Annotated in this window: 25 protein-coding genes; 5 read left to right on the plus strand and 20 right to left on the minus strand. The window is 41.1% G+C overall.

Features of this window, described 5'->3' with window-relative positions; genetic code table 11:
• From rsfS to LM917_RS00555, 14 genes are all read right to left on the minus strand, one after another.
• Nucleotides 1-357, minus strand: coding sequence for a ribosome silencing factor (gene rsfS, locus LM917_RS00490; protein WP_232695433.1), 357 nt, complete (start codon nucleotides 355-357; stop codon nucleotides 1-3).
• A gap of 11 nt (nucleotides 358-368) precedes the next feature.
• Nucleotides 369-938, minus strand: a complete 570-nt coding sequence (yqeK, locus tag LM917_RS00495; protein WP_232695434.1) for a bis(5'-nucleosyl)-tetraphosphatase (symmetrical) YqeK — start codon at nucleotides 936-938, stop codon at nucleotides 369-371.
• On the minus strand, nucleotides 919-1,509 hold the full coding sequence (locus LM917_RS00500) for a nicotinate-nucleotide adenylyltransferase (protein WP_232695435.1): 591 nt from the start codon (nucleotides 1,507-1,509) through the stop codon (nucleotides 919-921). The genes yqeK and LM917_RS00500 overlap by 20 nt, the downstream gene beginning before the upstream one ends.
• A gap of 13 nt (nucleotides 1,510-1,522) precedes the next feature.
• Entirely contained in the window at nucleotides 1,523-1,813 is a 291-nt protein-coding gene (yhbY, locus tag LM917_RS00505) for a ribosome assembly RNA-binding protein YhbY (protein ID WP_232695436.1), read from the minus strand.
• Nucleotides 1,814-2,668 (minus strand): shikimate dehydrogenase, encoded by an 855-nt coding sequence (aroE, locus tag LM917_RS00510; RefSeq protein ID WP_309241911.1) that lies wholly within the window; start codon nucleotides 2,666-2,668, stop codon nucleotides 1,814-1,816.
• A 96-nt stretch (nucleotides 2,669-2,764) separates the two neighbouring features.
• Nucleotides 2,765-3,898 (minus strand): ribosome biogenesis GTPase YqeH, encoded by a 1,134-nt coding sequence (yqeH, locus tag LM917_RS00515; RefSeq protein ID WP_232695437.1) that lies wholly within the window; start codon nucleotides 3,896-3,898, stop codon nucleotides 2,765-2,767.
• Nucleotides 3,877-4,404 (minus strand): YqeG family HAD IIIA-type phosphatase, encoded by a 528-nt coding sequence (locus tag LM917_RS00520; protein WP_232695438.1) that lies wholly within the window; start codon nucleotides 4,402-4,404, stop codon nucleotides 3,877-3,879. Before LM917_RS00520 ends, yqeH begins: the two co-directional genes overlap by 22 nt.
• Nucleotides 4,405-4,524: 120 nt before the next feature.
• Nucleotides 4,525-4,719 carry a hypothetical protein gene (locus LM917_RS00525; RefSeq protein WP_232695439.1) on the minus strand — a complete coding sequence of 65 codons (195 nt, stop codon included), beginning with the start codon at nucleotides 4,717-4,719 and terminating at the stop codon, nucleotides 4,525-4,527.
• On the minus strand, nucleotides 4,716-5,075 hold the full coding sequence (locus LM917_RS00530; RefSeq protein ID WP_232695440.1) for a thiol-disulfide oxidoreductase DCC family protein: 360 nt from the start codon (nucleotides 5,073-5,075) through the stop codon (nucleotides 4,716-4,718). Before LM917_RS00530 ends, LM917_RS00525 begins: the two co-directional genes overlap by 4 nt.
• 2 nt (nucleotides 5,076-5,077) lie before the next feature.
• The gene (dinB, locus tag LM917_RS00535; protein ID WP_232695441.1) at nucleotides 5,078-6,142 is read right to left on the minus strand and encodes a DNA polymerase IV; all 1,065 of its coding nucleotides are present in this window, start codon (nucleotides 6,140-6,142) and stop codon (nucleotides 5,078-5,080) included.
• Nucleotides 6,143-6,258: 116 nt separating this feature from the next.
• Nucleotides 6,259-6,897 (minus strand): GNAT family N-acetyltransferase, encoded by a 639-nt coding sequence (locus LM917_RS00540; RefSeq protein WP_232695442.1) that lies wholly within the window; start codon nucleotides 6,895-6,897, stop codon nucleotides 6,259-6,261.
• A 112-nt stretch (nucleotides 6,898-7,009) separates the two neighbouring features.
• Nucleotides 7,010-7,480, minus strand: a complete 471-nt coding sequence (locus LM917_RS00545) for a hypothetical protein (protein ID WP_232695443.1) — start codon at nucleotides 7,478-7,480, stop codon at nucleotides 7,010-7,012.
• A gap of 119 nt (nucleotides 7,481-7,599) precedes the next feature.
• Nucleotides 7,600-8,331 carry a gamma-glutamyl-gamma-aminobutyrate hydrolase family protein gene (locus tag LM917_RS00550; RefSeq protein WP_232695444.1) on the minus strand — a complete coding sequence of 244 codons (732 nt, stop codon included), beginning with the start codon at nucleotides 8,329-8,331 and terminating at the stop codon, nucleotides 7,600-7,602.
• A 15-nt stretch (nucleotides 8,332-8,346) separates the two neighbouring features.
• The gene (locus tag LM917_RS00555) at nucleotides 8,347-9,960 is read right to left on the minus strand and encodes a peptide ABC transporter substrate-binding protein (RefSeq protein WP_232695445.1); all 1,614 of its coding nucleotides are present in this window, start codon (nucleotides 9,958-9,960) and stop codon (nucleotides 8,347-8,349) included.
• Nucleotides 9,961-10,085: 125 nt separating this feature from the next.
• On the opposite strand from LM917_RS00555, the gene LM917_RS00560 reads away from it, so the two are divergent.
• Nucleotides 10,086-10,895, plus strand: a complete 810-nt coding sequence (locus LM917_RS00560; protein ID WP_232695446.1) for a serine hydrolase — start codon at nucleotides 10,086-10,088, stop codon at nucleotides 10,893-10,895.
• Nucleotides 10,896-11,012: 117 nt separating this feature from the next.
• Here the strand turns inward: LM917_RS00560 and LM917_RS00565 are convergent, their stop codons facing one another.
• Both LM917_RS00565 and LM917_RS00570 read right to left on the minus strand, forming a co-directional pair.
• Nucleotides 11,013-11,588, minus strand: a complete 576-nt coding sequence (locus LM917_RS00565; protein ID WP_232695447.1) for a TetR-like C-terminal domain-containing protein — start codon at nucleotides 11,586-11,588, stop codon at nucleotides 11,013-11,015.
• A 4-nt stretch (nucleotides 11,589-11,592) separates the two neighbouring features.
• On the minus strand, nucleotides 11,593-12,324 hold the full coding sequence (locus LM917_RS00570) for an MBL fold metallo-hydrolase (protein ID WP_232695448.1): 732 nt from the start codon (nucleotides 12,322-12,324) through the stop codon (nucleotides 11,593-11,595).
• Nucleotides 12,325-12,507: 183 nt separating this feature from the next.
• Here LM917_RS00570 and LM917_RS00575 point away from each other — a divergent pair, with 183 nt between their 5' ends.
• Nucleotides 12,508-12,873: a nucleotidyltransferase domain-containing protein gene (locus tag LM917_RS00575; protein WP_232695449.1), complete on the plus strand. Its 366-nt coding sequence runs from the start codon at nucleotides 12,508-12,510 to the stop codon at nucleotides 12,871-12,873.
• A 323-nt stretch (nucleotides 12,874-13,196) separates the two neighbouring features.
• Entirely contained in the window at nucleotides 13,197-13,676 is a 480-nt protein-coding gene (locus LM917_RS00580; RefSeq protein ID WP_232695450.1) for a GNAT family N-acetyltransferase, read from the plus strand.
• A gap of 226 nt (nucleotides 13,677-13,902) precedes the next feature.
• Here the strand turns inward: LM917_RS00580 and LM917_RS00585 are convergent, their stop codons facing one another.
• The 4 genes from LM917_RS00585 to LM917_RS00600 all read right to left on the minus strand — a co-directional run bounded on the left by LM917_RS00585 (nucleotide 13,903) and on the right by LM917_RS00600 (nucleotide 18,109).
• Nucleotides 13,903-15,171, minus strand: a complete 1,269-nt coding sequence (locus LM917_RS00585) for an MBOAT family O-acyltransferase (RefSeq protein ID WP_232695451.1) — start codon at nucleotides 15,169-15,171, stop codon at nucleotides 13,903-13,905.
• Nucleotides 15,168-16,223 (minus strand): SGNH/GDSL hydrolase family protein, encoded by a 1,056-nt coding sequence (locus LM917_RS00590; protein ID WP_232695452.1) that lies wholly within the window; start codon nucleotides 16,221-16,223, stop codon nucleotides 15,168-15,170. Before LM917_RS00590 ends, LM917_RS00585 begins: the two co-directional genes overlap by 4 nt.
• Before the next feature lie 222 nt (nucleotides 16,224-16,445).
• A complete protein-coding gene (locus LM917_RS00595; protein ID WP_232695453.1) occupies nucleotides 16,446-16,922 on the minus strand; it encodes a peroxiredoxin family protein in 477 nt (158 codons plus the stop codon).
• 53 nt (nucleotides 16,923-16,975) lie between these two features.
• Complete coding sequence (locus tag LM917_RS00600) at nucleotides 16,976-18,109, minus strand: virulence factor (RefSeq protein ID WP_232695454.1); 1,134 nt, start codon at nucleotides 18,107-18,109, stop codon at nucleotides 16,976-16,978.
• Between the two features lie 500 nt (nucleotides 18,110-18,609).
• Between LM917_RS00600 and LM917_RS00605 the strand changes: the two genes are divergently transcribed.
• Both LM917_RS00605 and LM917_RS00610 read left to right on the plus strand, forming a co-directional pair.
• Nucleotides 18,610-18,780 carry a hypothetical protein gene (locus LM917_RS00605; protein WP_232695455.1) on the plus strand — a complete coding sequence of 57 codons (171 nt, stop codon included), beginning with the start codon at nucleotides 18,610-18,612 and terminating at the stop codon, nucleotides 18,778-18,780.
• 275 nt (nucleotides 18,781-19,055) lie between these two features.
• Nucleotides 19,056-19,319, plus strand: coding sequence for an autorepressor SdpR family transcription factor (locus tag LM917_RS00610; protein ID WP_232695955.1), 264 nt, complete (start codon nucleotides 19,056-19,058; stop codon nucleotides 19,317-19,319).

Genomic DNA, 19,319 nt, shown 5'->3' on the forward strand with positions numbered 1-19,319 from the left:
CTACTCAGTCACTTTCACAGAGACACGCGGTGCATCAGACCATAATTTTTCCAGGTTGTAGAAATCGCGTTCTTCTTTATGGAACACATGTGCAATCACATCACCCATATCGATCAGTGTCCAACGGCCTTGTTCTGCTCCTTCGATTCCTTTGATCTCAAAGCCTTGCTTGTGTACTTGATCACGGATTTCACGTACAATAGCTTGTACTTGGCGCTCGTTATTACCATGACAAATAACAAAATGATCAGCCATTATCGAGACTTGGTGAATATCTAGCACGATAATGTTCTCCGCTTTTTTATCCTCTGCTGCTTTATAAACAATTTCAAGTAATTGATTATCTGTTTGTACCATATATGGCCTCCTTATTTTTGAATCAAATCATTGTAGGCAAGTATCGTTAATGGATAAACTCGTTGGTTACGTTTAACTAAAGACTTTATTGTTCCACCAAACGCTTGCTGTAATGTTGATTCTAACTCTGTCTCTGCTCCCTTACGTAGCTCATCCACACCGGGAAAAGTACGGTTTGGTTCAATATAATCTGCCAGACAAACGACTTTTTCCAGTAGGGTCATCTGTGGTCTGCCTGATGTATGATATCGAATAGCATCGAGAATTTCCTCGTCCGTAACGCCTACTTCTTCCTGAACAGCAATGGCTCCTGCAAACGAATGCCATAATGATTTATCCGCATCAAGCAAATCTTCAGGATGATCGTGTTGAAGCAAAAGCTCTTTCATCCGACTTGACTCCCAGCACTTGCAGTAGTCATGTAACAATCCTGCCAGCTCTGCCTTTTTCGGATCAGCACCATATTGAATGGCAAGTTGCTTGGCAGTCTCAGCTACTCCTAATGTGTGTAAGTAGCGCTTTTCATGCATTTGTTCATGGATTTTCACAAGTAACGCTTCTCTATTTTCCAGTAGTTCCATACAACCGATTCTCCTTTATATATCTTTCCACTTCAGCAGGCACAAGATAACGTATGCTTTTTCCAGCTGCAAGCTTATTTCGAATCAGTGTTGAAGACAAGTCCCATAGCGACATGGGTACCAGATCAATATAAGGGGTATACTTCGTCTCGGATATTACTGAGTGTGGTCGTTTAAAGCCAATAAATCGGACGTGCTGAACCAGTTCATCAATCCGATGCCACTTCGGTAACATTTCAATCATATCTCCACCAATAATGAAGAAAAATCGGGTATCTGGATAATCCTTAACCAGTTGGTTCATTGTATCAAAGGTATAGGATGCTCCCCCTCTGTTAAGTTCCACCGATGTCATGAGAAAGTGCGGATTGTCAGCAATTGCTGCTTGGACCATTTGTACCCGGTGCTTTGCCCCCGTAATCTCCCTCTTCTCTTGCTTATGCGGAGGAATGTAGGCGGGCATGAACCAAACCTCATCCAATTGCAGGTTATCTCTTGCCTGTTCCGCAATCAAAAGATGTGCATTATGGATGGGATCAAAAGTGCCACCCAGTATTCCGATTCGCTTCATGAAAAGTCCACCTTTATGGTAATACGATGGTTTTGTTTTCCTTTGATTCCTTGTAAAGAACAATGGTGTTACCAATCAATTGTACCAATTCTGCCTCGGCACCTGTTGCGATATCTTCAGCAACATCGTGTTTGTTATCCAGATTATTTGTCAAAATAGATACCTTAATCAATTCGCGTACTTCTATCGCTTCACCGATTTGTTTGATCATATTTTCATTTACCCCGCCTTTACCAACCTGAAAGATTGGGGTAAGATGATGTGCCTTCGAACGTAAAAATCTTTTTTGTTTACCAGTTAACATTTAATTTCCTCCTTGCTGCAAATGTTGCAGCACGATCTCTCTCATTTTATTTACTGGAGCAGCCTGACCAGTCCATAGCTCGTAGGCAAGCGCTCCCTGATTAATAAACATACCTACACCGGAGTGGTGAACCGCTCCTCGTTCTTTTGCCTGCTGAATTAATTTTGTCTCAAGCGGGTTATAAATCAAATCACTTACGATCAAGTCTTGACGAAGACATTCACTCTCAACCGGCATCTCTTCCATGTGCGGGAACATTCCGATGGATGTCGTGTTAATAAGAAGAGAGCTCTCGGCTACCGCTTCTTTAGCTTGTGTAAAAGGAAGTACTTCTACAGCTACCATGGGCGATAAAAAAGAAGCAAGCGTTTCTGCTCGTCCCAGTGAACGGTTAACAATATTAATCTTTTGTACGCCTGCTTCAGCAAGAGTACAGGCAACTGCACGTGCTGCTCCACCTGCTCCGAGCATCGTTATGGTTAGATCGCGGAGTTCTATTTCCGTTTCTTCCACTAACGATCGCACAAATCCTGCTCCATCCGTATTATACCCAATCAGCTCACCCTGCTCATTCACGATCGTATTAACTGCACCGATTCGTTCAGCAAGGGGGTCAATGCGATCCAAATAAGGCATAACAGCCACTTTATGCGGAATGGTAACATTTACACCGCGCATCCCTAACGCGCGTATTGCCTCTACTGCTTCTTTCACCTGATCATTCTGTATTTCAAATGCAGCATAAGCAAACGGCAATTGCTGGTATTCAAATGCTGCATTATGCATAAGTGGTGATAATGAATGAGCTACTGGGCGTCCAAATAAACCAACCATTGTTGTTTTACTCCCAATCACAAACGACACTCCCCGTCTTGAGTGGAAAAGCCCCTTCCGCTTAGAAAGGGGCCAAGTTCCTTTATCTTTCTAAATCTGAAGAACCCGACGATAAAGCTAGATAAGCCCTTTACGTAACCCAACACTAACTCCTTTTGGAGCATGTACCTCAACAACGCCCTTCACTTTTCCTTGAAGAGCGATCCAGCCTAAGCCGGCAATCACGATATCAGTTGGACCTTTTGTATCTATTTTAAAAGTATAACGTGTAAAAGGAGGCAGTTCTTTTGCTGCTGCTCCTGTTGGAGGTGTCAACAATTCTCCATGATGCTTAGCCAATACTTCGTCGGCGTTTTCAAGCTTGGTTCGATGGATGTACACATCCTTTGCTGTATAACAAGCAAACGGCTGACGTTCGCCACTTACATAATCCACCCTTGCCAATCCACCAAGAAACAAGGTTTGCTGATCATTTAATTGGAACACCGTAGGATTGATCCTGGTGCGTGGTGTTATCTTACGCAGATCTTCCGGAGATACCAAATGTCCAATCTGATCACGGTTGATAATACCAGGCGTATCAAAGATGGAACGATCATCCTCAAGTGGAATCTCAATCTTATCAAGGGTCGTACCAGGAAACGGAGAAGTGGTAATCTCCATATCAGCCGCACCGTAATCATGTAAAATCCGATTAATCAACGTCGATTTTCCTACATTCGTGACACCTACAATGTATACGTCACGTCCTTTGCGCAATTGACCAATACGGGCAAGCAATTCATCAATTCCCTCACCTTTTGCAGCACTTACTAATACTACATCGTCTGGACGCAAGCCACGTTCTTTGGCTTCATGCTGAATCCAGTTACGTACCCGATTCTGACTAATATTGCGTGGTAACAGGTCAACCTTGTTCCCCACTAATAAAATCGGATTTTGTCCTACAAAACGAGGTAAACCTCTCAGCCAGGAACCATGGAAATCAAAAATATCAACAACCATTACAACCAAGCTGTCAGTGGATCCAATCCCGTTTAATATCCGCAAAAAATCATCATCGTGCATCTCTACTGGAGCAACTTCATTATAATGCTTAATACGGAAACAGCGCTGACAAATTACAATATCCCGCTTCAGGGCTGAAGCAGGAGCATAGCCAGACTTGTTTTTATTCTCTGTCTGTATTTCGATACCACAGCCTGCACAGGAATACGGCTGAGTTTGATCTACTTCTTGTTGTTGTACCACGAAATCATTCCTTTCTTGCGCATCCAACTGAGCGCAATCCGCTCCATTTGTCTGTTAAAACGGGTAAAAAACCCGTCCGAGTCCTTAACTGGTACGACCAAAATCGTGTGAAAGCCCAGCCTATTACCCCCAAGTATATCCGTAAATAGCTGGTCGCCAATTACTACGGTTTCCTCAATGGTTACCCCCATTAGCTCAATCGCACGCACAAAAGCCTGTTTGCCCGGTTTTTTGGCAGCTGGTATATACCTGCATCGCAACGGTTGGCAAAAATGAAGGACTCGTGCCTTGTTATTATTCGACACGATGGTCACTTGAATCCCCGCTTCATCAAGACGTTTAAACCACTCTTTCACTTCCTCGGTAACATCTGGTGCATCCCAAGAAACTAGCGTATTATCCAGATCGGTGATAATCGCTTTAATGTTTTGCTTTATTAACTGCTCTATATCAATTGTGAAAACAGATTCCACATATTCATTAGGGGTCAGTTTTTGTAGCAGCAAATGTATAAACCTCCCGTACAAACGTTCTGGCATAGCGATAAGCGATACATTTCAGAACGAAGATATCGGGACTAACTATACCATATCAATGGATACTCTTGCAAAAGAAAAACATATCTGTTAAGGGTTTTGCTCTTCTTTTTTCATCAGTCTTCTAACATGCTCATTTGGATTCCAACAATGAAACTGATAAGTCGGTTTTGTTTCAAACCCAAGACGGCTGCATCGATATGTTGGTTTGCCTTCATTCTTAGGTTCCACGTGGTAATTCGTGCAAGTAGCACAGCAGTGAAAACGGTTTGCTTTCTCTGTCATCCTTTCTCCTCCGATCGTCCGAACCAGCTATAACGGTTTTTGGCAACATAGCGATAAACACGTTCGCCGACATATGACATTCCCGGGATGTAAAGCAGAGGGACTAACCAGAAAAACCACGTAAAACGAAGTAACATGCGTACGGCATAAAAAGCTTGTAGGATCTCTGTGGATGGCAGCTCCACTTTCAATGATTCACCGCATGAACGATCATGTATGTCACAGGCTGGAGCATCTACATAATGTCGCCAAACCAGATTCTTTTTATAGGCTGGACGTGCAAGGCGAATCAGCCATTTACGAATGAATCGGCACATATTACACTCTTTATCATAATAGACAATGGCGCTCTTCACTATTATCCCTCTTTCCAACTGGGAAGCTGAAACATAGTCAACTGTTCAAAGCGAGTGCCCGGCTCGTCTATATGCAAAAAATTACTAAACCCAGCCCCAATTAGCCTGACTCCCTTAGAAAAATCAAAATCATCTACCAGGTATTCCAGCCACTCTTCCCAATTACTTCCTGCTTCCACTTTACGTTGTTTGCTTCTGGTTGTGAAGTCTGTATAACGTATTTTAAGCGTTAACGTCTGAGGCATCACTTGTTCATCTTCTGACTCTTGCTTTATTTCCTCCAGCAATTCACGTGCGACCTCAATTATTCTTTCTCGTTCGTGCAGATCATAAATCAGTGTGGTTTCACGACTAATTGACTTCACTGAACGTTCCATTTTGATTTCTCGGTAATCAATTCCTCGTGCTCTCTGGTAAAGGGCATGACCCCACTTTCCAAACAATTGAACAAGCTCCTCCTCTGAATGCTCCCAGAGGTCTCGTACCGTCTCGATGTGTCGTCGCTTCAATACTTCCTGTGACTTTTTCCCGATTCCATTAATTACCCCAATAGGAAGAGGAGCCAGTATATCTAGTGCTTCCTCTGGTCGAATGATAACAAAGGCGTCCGGTTTCCTTAAATCACTTGCAATTTTGGCAAGCGACATGTTGTAGGAAAGTCCAATGCTACAGGTAAGACCAGCTTCAAGCCGAATTCTCTCTTTAATAATCTTCGCAACAGGAACGGCATTATCATAATGAGACACGTCCAAATAAGCCTCATCCAATCCTACCGTTTCGAATAATTCTGCATAGTCGGTAAAAATAGCACGAATCTCCGCAGACTTTTCATGATATCGGTCAAAACGACATGGAACAAAGATCCCTTGTGGACATTTTCTACGCGCGATGGCTACAGGCATAGCAGAGTGAACACCAAATTCACGTGCCTCATAGCTACAGGTGGCTACTACTCCTCGGTTTCCTGTGCCCCCAACAATAACGGGATGTCCCAGGTATTCAGGATGATCTAGTTGTTCCACGCTGGCGTAAAAAGCATCAATGTCCAGATGGATGAATTTTTTCATAGGCGCTCACCGTTACCCAAACATATATTCTCATTTTATTATCCTCTATTTTAAGGTGAGTTGCAAGTTAAACTGTCTGAGTAAAGGGTAAGGAGCATGAGCATACCTCGCATTACCTAACTTGTGCAGCGTGTAACCATATCAAAAGATGCTTGAGGAACCGATGTTTCACAGACGTCATCCCCGGAAAAGAGCAGGACATATGACATCCATTCAGGTGAGAGGTAAAAGTTGTTATCTACTCGTTGTAGAACACGTTCGGAGATCAGATTCCATTCTAGCAAAAGCCGATCAGACGGTAATCCCCGATTAATGTCATCATCCAGTTCTCCATAATAGGATGGCAAATACGTTCGGACTACACCGCCTAGTTTGCAAATGTTAAGGTATGCATTTCGGGATTCCAGGGGATCAAAAGTCCACGTGATTCGCTTGTATCCATACGCAAGCGCCCATTTTCGTTGTTCTACTTTTAATTGCTGACCAATACCTTGATCTCGGTAGACAGGATCAATAGCTAAAAGATGGGAGCAAAGATATGCCTCGCCCTCCTTATACCCAGCAAAACCATAACAAAAACCAACCAATTTATGCTGCTCAAAAGCACCTATCACAATCCCACCATTATGTAATGCGGCAATTATATGGCCCGACGACGTCCCCGTCCCTTTTCCCCAAATGGCATCCTGTAATGTACAGACCATTTCAACGTCTTCTATTTGTGTAAGTATTCTGTATTCGATGGTTACACTCAAGACCCTCTCCTGCTTTCTCTAACTAGACTAGAATGAAATTTTTCATTCGAATTATTGTAAACATATTTCATTTCATTCAATATCTTTCCTGCGTGTATCAGGAACTTATCATCTATTCTTCATTCTCATATTTCTTCAGCCACTCGTCTTGCCAACTTAAAAAAGAGCGAAAGTGAAGTTCTTCGACCGTTTTCCCATCTATTGAAAAATAGCCACCTACCATTCTTTCTCTACTCATTGGCTGCGCGGTTCCTCCTATTGGTTTCTTATCAACTTCATAGACAAAAGCTTCGACTTTTCCTTCTGAAAGGGGATGGTGAGTCACGATGAATTTTTTTACGATAATATTTTTACCAATATATAAGGAGGGATCAACTTCTTGCAATTCCCAGTACATCATGTGAGGTAGTGTGACAAGGTGTTGCTTCGTAAGGATGTATTGATCTACTATGCCTTCATATGATTCAATACTGTATCCCTTGTTCTCCAAATATGTTGTTGCCTGCGTATCTACTAATTCAGTGGCATCATTAAAATATCCAAGTATCAGTACGACAATCAGGTTTCTGAATATTATCTTCATTTATTCATCATCCTTTTCTCTTAAAGGAAATAGACCCGTTCTCTCTGCTATCGTAACAGGAAAACGGGTCTACCCTTATGCATACTTCATTCTATTAGACGTTTAAAACCCTTCCATGCTTACACCTTCACTGAGGAAGATGCTACCTCACTTACAAATGCCTTCAAAAGTCCCAGCATTTGCTCTTCTCTCACCCACATCCGCTCCGGATGCCACTGAACACCAATAATACGTCCATCTTCACTCTCAAAGCCTTCAACTACACCATCGGGAGCAATAGCAGTAACACGATAACCCTCGGGCAAATCCTTTACTGACTGATGATGGGTACTGTTAACCAAAATTTTGTCAGTACCTAGTGCAGATTGAATAAAGCCTGGCTGAAGCACCACTTCATGCGAAGCATATTGAATCGTACCTTTTTGACGATGACCGATTGCACCAGGTATCTGGCTGGCAATATCCTGAACGAGTGAACCGCCCAAGGCAACAGCCAAAATCTGAGCACCACGGCACACCCCAAACATCGGTAGGTTACGTTCTCTGGCTGCCTGAATCAATCTTAGCTCTGCTTGATCCCGCTCAGCATCTACTTCTCCCAGCTCTGGATGAGGTGCTTCGTGATAGAGATGGGGGGCTGGATCAACGCCACCTGTAAAAATGAGTGCATCCACCGCATCAAGAATGTCAGGAATCGGATATTGGTCCTGATGCAACAAAGGAATCATTACGGGAAGTCCCCCGCTTTTCATTACGCCTTCAACAAAACCATTACTCACATAATAATAATGTTCTACATGTACATCAGGTAAAAACATACGTGGTCCTGCAATCCCAATAACCGGTTTCACGGACTCTCATCCCTTCTATTCTCGTCGTGCGTATTTATAATCGACGAAGCCTAGTGCGTCAATCACAACGCCTTTGACATCATCCTTTTTCAACCATTTATATGTGTAGTAATAAAGTGGAGTCACAGGCATTTCTTCCATGATCATTTCATCTGCTTGCAGTAAAATCTTCTTGCGTTTTTCAGGATCTATTTCTACCATGGACTGATCAAGAAGCTTGGCATACTCAGGATTGGACCATCCAGAGCGATTGCTGCCACCATCTGTTTTATATACTTCTAGGAAGTTAATCGGATCGTTGAAGTCACCAATCCAGCTAGCGCGTGCTACTTGGAAATCGCCTTGTTTCATGGCATCACGAACTACTTTTAACTCCATATTTTTCAGTTTCACTTCAACGCCCAAGGTTGTGCGCCATTGATCCTGAATTGCTTGTGCCAGCTTACCGTGAAGTTCATCTGTATTATACAACAAAGTGATCTCAGGCAGCTTAGTCATTTTTTCTTCTTTCATACCTTCTGCCAGTAACTGTTTCGCTTTTTCTGCGTCATTATCCTTAAAGTGACCTTCTGGTTTTAACATCATGGATGGAGGCAGAATTCCAAGAGCAGCTGTTCCACCTGTTTGTACGATATTATCAATCAAGGCTTGACGATTAATGGAATACGCAAATGCCTGGCGAATTTTCTTATTATTAAACGGGGCTTGTTTCGTATTAAATACATACCAGTAAGTACCCGCAGTTGCTTGTGTTTCTAATCTATCCTCCAGCGTCGCAATCGCATCGGAAGGAATATCACCTAAGGGAGAGCCAGCCCAATCAAGGTCACCATTTTCAAACATGTTTAATTCGGTGTTCGTATCCTCAATCATGTTGTACTCCAATTTTTCCAGCTTCACATTTTTCTCATCCCAGTATGTAGGATTCTTTTTAAATGTAATCTTGGATTTATGGTTCCATTCCTCCATAATGAAAGGACCGTTTCCTATATAAGTACTCGCTTCATTAGCCCAATCCTTGTTGCCTTCAACAATTTTTTTATTCACAGGCATATAAGTTACGGAAGAGACAAGCTCAAGGAAATACGGTGCTGGATTCTCCAAGGTTACTTCCAACGTTTTTTCATCCAAAGCTTTTACCCCAATCTGATCAGTTGGGACTTCACCAGCATTTGCTTTCTGCCCGTTTTTTATATAATAAAGTTGATAGGCGTACTCAGATGCTGTAGCTGGATTTAATACGCGTTTCCAAGCGTATTCAAAATCATGAGCCGTTACCGGATCACCATTTGACCATTTGCTTTCACGCAAGGTAAAGGTATACGTTTTTAGATCATCTGATATCTTGTAGCTCTCTGCAACAGACTCGTGTAACTTACCATCTTCACCTAGACGCATCAAACCGTCAAAACCCGCTTTTGCTACTGCCATGGAAATAGCATCTTGTGCTAAACCAGGATCAGCGGTAGGTGGCTCTGTTTTAATATTGACACGAAAAACTTGTTCTTTGTTCCCAGCTTGAGGACTCTGCCCTGTGCCTTCGTTTGCCTGATTGGTAGAACCACAGCCAGCAAGCACCGTGCTTAACGCCAACACAGCACATAGAGTTCGAAATACGAATTTCTTCATTAAGTAACACTCCTTGCTTCGAATTATGTAGAAAATTGTGGCGTTTCTTTCATAAAAGCTTATATTTTTAATAGTATAGTAGATTCGTTTATTTATGTATATACAAAAAGAAGAGGTGAAGATTCTTGTTTACAAATTTACAAAACGATTTATTGCAGGCAATTGAAGGTTTTCAAGGGGAGTGGGGAGTTGTTGTAGAGGATATAGTTACGGCTGAAAAGTTTTCTTACAAAGAAAATGACTCTTTCTATGCCGCTAGTTTAATTAAAGTCCCTGTCATGTCAGCTGTTTTTGCTGGTGCTAATGAAGGGCGGTTCGCCATGGAGGATATTCTTGATTTGCGAGCAGAGGATCTAGTTGGCGGAGCAGGAGTACTGCAACACATGACACCTGGAACTCCACTCTCCATTCAAGATTTAGTTACTCTCATGATTATTCAAAGTGACAACACCGCTACCAACATGCTGATAGAATTAGTGGGCAAGGATAGCATTCATGCTATTATGGAAAAAACCGGCATGAACAATAGCGCGTTTTATAACAAGCTCATGGTTATTCCAGCAGATTTAGAAGGAGTTAATTCTGTTACACCAGCAGATATGACCAATCATTATCGCTTATTAGCTCAAGGGAAGATCATCTCTTATGATGCCAGCCAGAAAATGCTGTCTATTTTGAAAAAGCAACAGGTCCGCGATGTAATTCCTGGGTTATTCCCTGATCCTGATCATGAAATTATTGGTGGTCTGCCCCTTTGGGAGCTGGCTAATAAGACAGGAAATGTAACCAATGTTCAGCATGACACAGGGATATTATACATAGGGAGACATGCTGTCTTGTTATCCTTCCTTTCAAAAGGAGTGGAAAATAGCGTCGCAAAACAGGGGATTAGTAAGCTTGGTAAAATGGTGTTTGATTATTATCAAGCACGGTAAAACGAAAAATCGCTCTTTTACTACTTCAAACAACAAAACCAGTCTACATGATCGAGACATCGTGTGGACTGGTTTTTACTTGGTTATTAACGTCCTGTCAGTCATGATTTTAATCTATCATTTCCTCATATCTCTTGCATGCAACCCCGTTAAGTAAGTATCCACCAGTATTCGATAACTCACCTCTGCTTCTAGTGGCATCCCGAACCCACCTTTTTGTTCAAGAGAAGCAAATCCGTGAAAAATGCTCCGCAAACCTCTCACCGTATGATACCCTTCTTCTCCTTCAATTCCATAGGCACGAAGAACCTGCAGGATCAAATTGACACTTTTTTCGCCCACCAATTGTAGATCGGGGTCATCGTCCACCTGTGAGCGTAACGTAATTTCATATAATCCCGGATGTTCTCGTGCAAAGGTTAAATACGCTTCTCCAATTGACCGAATAGCCTCGTCTTTTGCCCTACCAATTGCCGCTGTCGCCATCACTTGATAAAGCTGCTCTAATCCATACGTCGCTAATTTTTTTCTCAAGCCTGCTAACCCATCTACATGATTATAAAGAGAAGGAGGACGTATATGCAGTTCCTTAGCAAGGGAAGCGAGCGTTACCGCATCAATTCCATCCTTATCTGCCATCTCTCCTGCTACCTGTAATATTCTAGTCAAATCAAGACCTACTCTTGGAGACATTTGTTTACACCCTTTCCTGTAACATGGTTCCTTTTAAGCTTTTCTCCATTTCATTGATCGCCTTCTCCATTGCTACTCTTGGTTCGTTTATCATCAAGCCATGACCAACAGCGAGTAAGGTTGGTTTATATGATAATAATTTGTGAGCACTTTGTAAGGCTGTTTCCTTATGCCAGGTTGCCATTGCCGGAAAAGGAAACCAGGGTTTCATATGCCCAGATACAGCGATTCCTCCCCTAGTTTGAAAAGCATCTCCTGCGATCATTGCTTGACTTCTTGTGTCCAAAAATGTCATGGAGCCTGGTGTATGTCCTGGTGTTGCAACAGCAAGTAACGACCCGATCTGATCCCCCTCATTCAATAGGACATGCGGGCGAGTTACAATTTGTTTCGGAACACCACCACGAATCTTTGTTTGTGGTTCATGGGGATCGAGAGAAACATCATTTGCTAATAATCGTGCATCCCGTTCTGAAATGTACACTTTCACATCTGGTAATGATGCTACTAGTTTGTCTAATGCTCCTACATGGTCATCATGAGCATGCGTAAGCAAGATTCGTGTAATTGGCTTTCCAATATTCGCTGCGGTTTGAATAATGGATGTAGCACAATAAGGTAGGGCCGCATCAATTAACGTCAGTTCATTTTTTTCCTCAACCAAGTAACAGTTAACTGGAAATAGGTTAGGTAAAAAACTAAGCTGATGAATCGTTTTCTCGTTTCGTAATCGCATGAAAACTCCTCCTGAGTCATAAAACTAATATCGTTAGTTTCATTATAACTAATGATATTAGTTTTGCAACATTTTTTTACAAAAAAGAAAAAGTTCTAATAGTAACGGAACAGGAATTAGTTTACAGAAAATTGTGATATCATACAAAAGAGTCTGAGCCATGATTTCGTGGAGGTGTTCTCTTTGAAGTATTCTTCATTTGAAGCATCAAAATTGTTTATAGACGATAAATTTCCTACCTGTGAGATAGCTTTTCTTGCCGGCAGTGCTTCGAGGGGCGAGGAAACGAAAACTTCTGATTTAGATATTGTCGTATTTGATAACAACTCAAATGAATACCGAGAAAGCTTTTTTATGTTCGGATGGCGGATAGAATGCTTCATTCATAATAAAGAATCATACGCGAAACAGTTAGCATCTGATAAAGAAAGTGGAAAACCAATACTAGCTACTATGATAATGGAGGGGAAAATACTAATAGACAACGGGGATGCTGAAAAACTGAAACAAGAAGCATCTGAGTTCTTACTGGCAGAGGAAAAGCATTAACAAGAGCCTTGTCTAAATTTGATAAAGATATAAGCGAGAAATTTTTTAATGGACTTAAAAGCTTCTACAAAGAGGAGAACAAGCAACCACTTATCGACTTTGTTGACGAGATATATAAACCGATTGGCGGACAATTATTTGCTGGTTTTTCACAAGGAAAGAAATAAACAGGGGTGCTTAGCATACACCCCTGTTTATTTTTTGAAGTATGCATTTTGATTTCACTCTGCAACTGATTAAACGGAATAATTAATCAACTCTCATTTACAAATGTATGTTCGCATGATAATCTATAAAGAAACTACAGAGGTGTATATACGGATATGGAAAAGATTGATTGCATAGAGCTAGCCCACTTTTCGAATGAACATGTAGAAGTATTAAATTCTTTTGAACTTCCTGAAAATCAATCACAATTCACTTCATTACCAAATAAATTTTGGGAGGTAACAGAAGGCCAGCATCGTATCGTTATTTTACATGATAATGAGCCTGTAGGCTTCTTTTTATTACATTCAACCAAACGAGTTAAGGACTATTCAGATAATCAGAATGCTATGTTATTAACCTCATTATCTTTAAACCATGCCAAGCAAGGAAAAGGCTATGCTAAACAAGGTATGTTATTACTAAGAGAGTTTGTTACAACTCAATTTCCTACCTGTGATGAAATTGCACTAGCTGTTAACCACAAGAATATTGCTGCCCAGCAACTGTATGTAAAAGTAGGTTTTACAGATACTGGTAACAGAAAAATCGGCCCAAAAGGTGAACAGTTTATAATGAAATTATCGTTACTATAGATAATGGAACGATTCATTTACATATATGAAAGAGCATGTTTTGATCAATTTTTTTCAAAAACATGCTCCTTCTACTTACTCTTACAATCAATGATATGAACTACATTAAAAATCGGTATAAATAAATCGTGATTCTACCCCTGAGCTAGCCAAAACTACCGAGATAATAATGACCACCCAGAACAGCGTACTGTACAGATAGGAAATGACCTTCCTCATCTCTATGTTATCCCCCTATCATTTTGACAATTACCTGTATTGCCACATCAAATTCGCAGTAAAAGAAAATCCAGCCAATCGCAACAAAATGGAAGGTGAGCAGAATGGCTCCCACGTCCCGAATACCTGAGATATATGGGATTTTCCCTTTCATCGTGCCTGTTGCTGCAACAGGTGCAAAGTTAGTTGCCAACTCTTTTTTCCCTGCTTTATAAAAGCGATAGATGGCGAGTCCCATTCCATGGTAGAGGCCCCAAAATACAAAATGCCATGCCGCTCCATGCCATAAACCACTAATTCCCATTGCAATAAGCGAGTTTCTTGCCGCTAACAACATGGACCCTCTGCTTCCACCTAACGGAATATAAATATAATCCCGAATCCAGCTAGATAGTGACATGTGCCAGTTATTCCAGAAGGCCGCTATATTCTTTTGTAAATATGGATAATTGAAGTTCTCAGGCACACGATATCCAAAGAGTCGGGCACACCCGATTGCAATATCGGAGTAACCAGAGAAATCGAAGAAAATTTTAATCGCATAGGCGTACATCCCTATCCAAAGCTCTCCGGTTGTCGCAGTTTCAGGGGTAAGTAAATAATCGGCGAATACCGTCATTTGATCAGCAATTACCACTTTTTTAAACATACCTACAAGAATCCGTGACAAGCCTTCCATGACGTACTCTTTCTTGAAATTCCCCATGGTAACGGTTTGCTCATTAAAAGACTGATACCGTTTAATAGGACCTGATACTAATGTAGGAAAATACATGATAAATAGTGCAAATTGGAACGGTCCTGTTTTTACTGCTTTTCCCAGATATACGTCGATGGAATAGTGAACGAATTCAAACACCAGAAACGACAATCCAAGTGGTACAATAATGGCTGGTATCTGATATGCTACTTCGACATCAACCAGCTGGAAGATGTCATTTAGCGTAGAAACCATCATTTTAAAATACTTATAATAAGCCAGAATAGAGACGCTAAAGATAATGATTGTGATCAGATAGAACTTGGGATGCTGATACCAAGGCAGCTTTTTACCAGCATCAACTTCCGGTTTATAGCGAAAGATCTTGAGCGAAAGCAGATAAACAACTACCGTCATAAATAAAATAAGAACAGTATGCCACGGAAAATGGTAGGTAAAAAATAGATAGCTGGCAAACAACATGACATGCGCCCTATATTTACCTGACACCCCAAACCAATAGATCAGAAAGGTTATCAGACAAAACGCAGCAAAAACCCATGTGTTAAAAATCAAGGTATGTCCCTCTTTTCTTTCAGCAACCAGCTTTCCATATCATCGACCAAGTGGTTAGCAATAATCCTGTTCCCTTTGGCCATAGGATGGATGCTATCGGTAAAATCATCTGCAGGGACAATTTTTTCATAATCGACGAACTCTCCGCCTTCTTTTTCTACTACTTGCTCCAGAAAATCTATGTTGCGATCATAATTGAATCGATCAATCATATTGTATTTTTGCATCATTTCTTGATTAAGCGGAGTATTAAAAATCAGGATATTGCTACCCTGCTCTTTTACATCCTGAATCATATATCTGGTAAAATCTACAGACAGATCCTTATCGCTGATTAGATACGCTCCACGTTTGGAAGTACCCTTTACCTTCTCAGTCCAGTCCGTCGCACTCCACACATTATAATTTATAGGTTGTGGCATAGGCTTGTCCGGGTCGGGAAACATTAATTCCTTGATCATGTCGCGGTAGGCATATAAGTCCCAAACGTTCACCATCAGCGTTTGTAATCGATCTTCTATACGATCTTCAGTGATTTGTAAATCATCATATAAGGAAGCTCCATTTATTTCTTTAAAGGCAAGGTGTCCTGTTTTATCCATGAATTTGACTACCGTGTTACCATAATGACCTGTATTCAGATCGAAAATAACGATATCTTCAGGCTCTAGATCAAGTGCCTTTACGATAAAAAATGCATCGCCTGGTGCTCCCCCACTCAACCCCAAATTATAAACCTGATAATCAGGGGCTACTTCATCCACTTCATCTTCAAGGTAATGGGCAAGACTTTCCGTCCCATTATCAACTCCCCCACCTTTAATAACGGAATCACCTACAAGAATAATTTTGGGATCATCATCTTTATTAACAACGTCTACAAAAGCCTTTAATTCACCAAAACCGAAGTTAACTGGCAGACGAAATGAAGCATCTGCCTCTATTCGTTTTGCAACAAACTGGGGTACGACTAGTAGATCTATGAGAACGAAACTTATCAAAACAAGAATAATAATAATTACATTCAACTTTGGTCGAAACTTCTCTTTCACAGCTATACTCCTTCCGCCTGAATTCCCATCCAAAATCATATAATATAATGATAAAAAGAGATATACGAAAATTGAATAAGTAGTGATAATTCTCATACCGAAAACCATTTCATAACAATAACTTCGGGTGTTTTCTAAAACGAAAAAAGCTTATTCCTCATCCTAAGGGAGTCAGAATAAGCCTTTTTTATGGATTCAGCATGTGTACGCTGCGTTGTTTATCTATTCTACTAAACGGGTAGCCTGACTAATAATTTCATCCACCCGAGGCCGATCGAACTGTGAGCTACCAATATATACATATCGAATCTCCTGGTTTCCATCTAGTACATAGGTGCTTGGTACGGCAATTCTGTACGAATCCCATTTCAATAACGTAAAAACCTCATACGCTTTCATAACTTCACGTGATGAATCGGACAACAGGGGAAATGGAACCAGATTTGCATCGGCATACTGTTTCAAGTTCTCCAATTTTTGACCAGCAATCCCGATAATCGAAATACCCTTGTCCGTAAATCGCTGTACATGCTGCTGAATTACTTCTAGTTGTTTTCGACAATTTGGACACCAGGTGCCGCGAAAAAACAGGATCACCAGTGGTCTTCCCAGGTAATCAGCAAGGTTGATCGTTCCACTTGTTGATTCCAGTTGGAAATCTGGAGCTTTTGCACCGACAGTTAACCCCTTTTTACCCATTTTCTCTGCCCCCTGGTCTCATAAATTTTCATTATCCATGTGAATACCTTGCTTTAGTCACGAGTACGGTTCAACATTTGTTGCCATACTGTACCACTTGCCTCTTCTCCTGATTCGATTCGCTCAATCGCCATCCGTATTTGCAGACTAATCTCAAATTCCGGATCATCTTCTGCTTCCTTCAAGGCGATGAGAGCAGTCTCATCTCCCACTTCATACAAATAACGGGCAGCACGCCAACGAACCAACTTATTACGGTCCCTCATAGCCTCTATCATGGCCGGTATTGCAATAGGATTACCTAAATCAGACAGCGTATCTCCTGCCGTTCTTCTTACAGAAGCAGATGAATCCTTGAGCGCCTTAAACAATAGAGGAAACACATCATCCGTAGCAATCATGCCAAGATAAACAACTGCGAGACGGCGAATGGACGATTTTTCATCCTGCAATGCTTTATCCATAATCGCAAGGTCATCTTCCGTTGGCTCCATTCTTTCCAGCACGGCATACCGTTTACGCCAATCATCGTGATCCAGCATTTCCAATGATACCTTTGGAGCAGGTGTTTTTTTCACAGGCACGTCCTGACCACCTTGCGCCAATGCATGTTCAAGCAGTCCATTCAATCGTGCTTCATCATAAGCAGCATCCAACTCTTGAGCTACTTCTTCTCCAACTTCCCGTTGATTTCCGTACCTTGCCCCCTGCTCTATCCATTGACGCTCCATCACCAGATTAGGAGAGCTAACACCTGCGGACATCGCTATCCTGGCGAAGCGTTCTGGTAAGCCAACACGCACTTCCTCTTGATTGGCTACTACTTTTACCTGCATAGGAATCTGGCGAAACATTTGTACGAAGACTTGAATTTCCCCAAAAGCAGCTGTTCCTTCTTCTATTGCCGCTTCCGTCTTCCCGCCTGATTCAATTGAGCCTAGCACTTCTCTGACTTGAGCCAGGATCGCTTGCCAAGACGCATTCGGAAAACGATCGAGAGCGATAAAATCAACTACCTGAAAGACCGCTTTTACCCCTTCAACATGTAGCAATTGTTTTATATACGCAGGAGCTTGATCCACGTTTTGTTGGGTATAATTATGTTGTATTCCTTGTGGTAGTCGTTCATCCAGGTTAAGCTTCATGCTGTTTGGACTAGGTGTAGGTTCTATAGAACGAATCTTCAATCAGCACAACCCCTTTTATCAGATAATAATTAGTCTAAGGTGACATCGATTATATCATAGCTGAGCCATTTACATACGGTTCAAAGTTTAGTTAGTGCCAGATCAATTGCATATGCTTAAAAGCCTACTATCTGGCTTTCTCCGCTTTAAGTCTATAGTTGAGTTAGTTACTTTTTACATTTTTTAATTGTTTGCAATCCGCTTAAACCGCTCCAACGTTTCGACGACGGCTTGTTCATAGGGAGCAGCTACTACCTTATTTTCTAACTTTTTCTGAATTCATTCTGCTGCCAACTTTGAAGCACTATTTATGAAATCAATTCATATAATAAAAAATATGGAAATTATGATATACTTATATATAACCTATTATTTCTCTGATATGTCGGTTCGGAGCTTGTAGTGATTTGCATTTTTTTTATTTTCCAATAAAAAGTGAAACATATCACACACTTATTCGTATATATTTAGTAACAGACTAAAAAAGGAGCTGAAAATAAATGAGAACGTACACGTTCTTGTTTGAAACCAAGACAAAAAAATGGGAAGAACGCGTTGAAGCAAATAGTATGCTCGATGCCGCCCGTAAGGCTAAAGAACTAGCTGTAATGAAGTCTAATGCACTTGCAACAAGAATTATGTTTTCTTTTTATCACGGAAGAGCAGTATAACGTTACTATCTACTGATTGCTAAGCGGCAGGTGATTTGATGACATATTCCAATCTAAGCACATGAAACGCCCTTTCTTACAAGAGAAAGGGTGTTTTTTTTCTGTGAAAAACGTCTCGACGTTTTTCACAAAATTGGGATGTGACCATTTGCGGTCCAACAAAACGGTCATGACCGTTTTGTTGCTCTCTTGACGAATGATAAAACGTCATGTAACATATTAGATAGTTAGATAATTTTCTAAATATCGAAGTAAGGAGAGTAACCTACATGAGTATACAACTGGCTTTCAAGGCTTTGTCAGATCCAACACGACGTGACATTCTTGAGCTTCTTCGAGAACGGGATATGACTGCCGGAGAAATAGCCGAACAATTTAACATGACAAAACCAAGCATCTCTCATCATCTCAACCTGTTGAAGCAAGCAGATCTTGTCATAGATGAGCGGCAAGGGCAATTCATTTACTACTCGATTAACACAACTGTTCTCCAAGATCTGATGAGCTGGTTATGGACATTTAAGAAGGGAGAGAAATAA

The sequence above is a fragment of the Brevibacillus daliensis genome, assembly GCF_021245735.1.
In the GTDB taxonomy this organism is placed as follows: Bacteria; Bacillota; Bacilli; order Brevibacillales; family Brevibacillaceae; genus Brevibacillus_B; species Brevibacillus_B daliensis.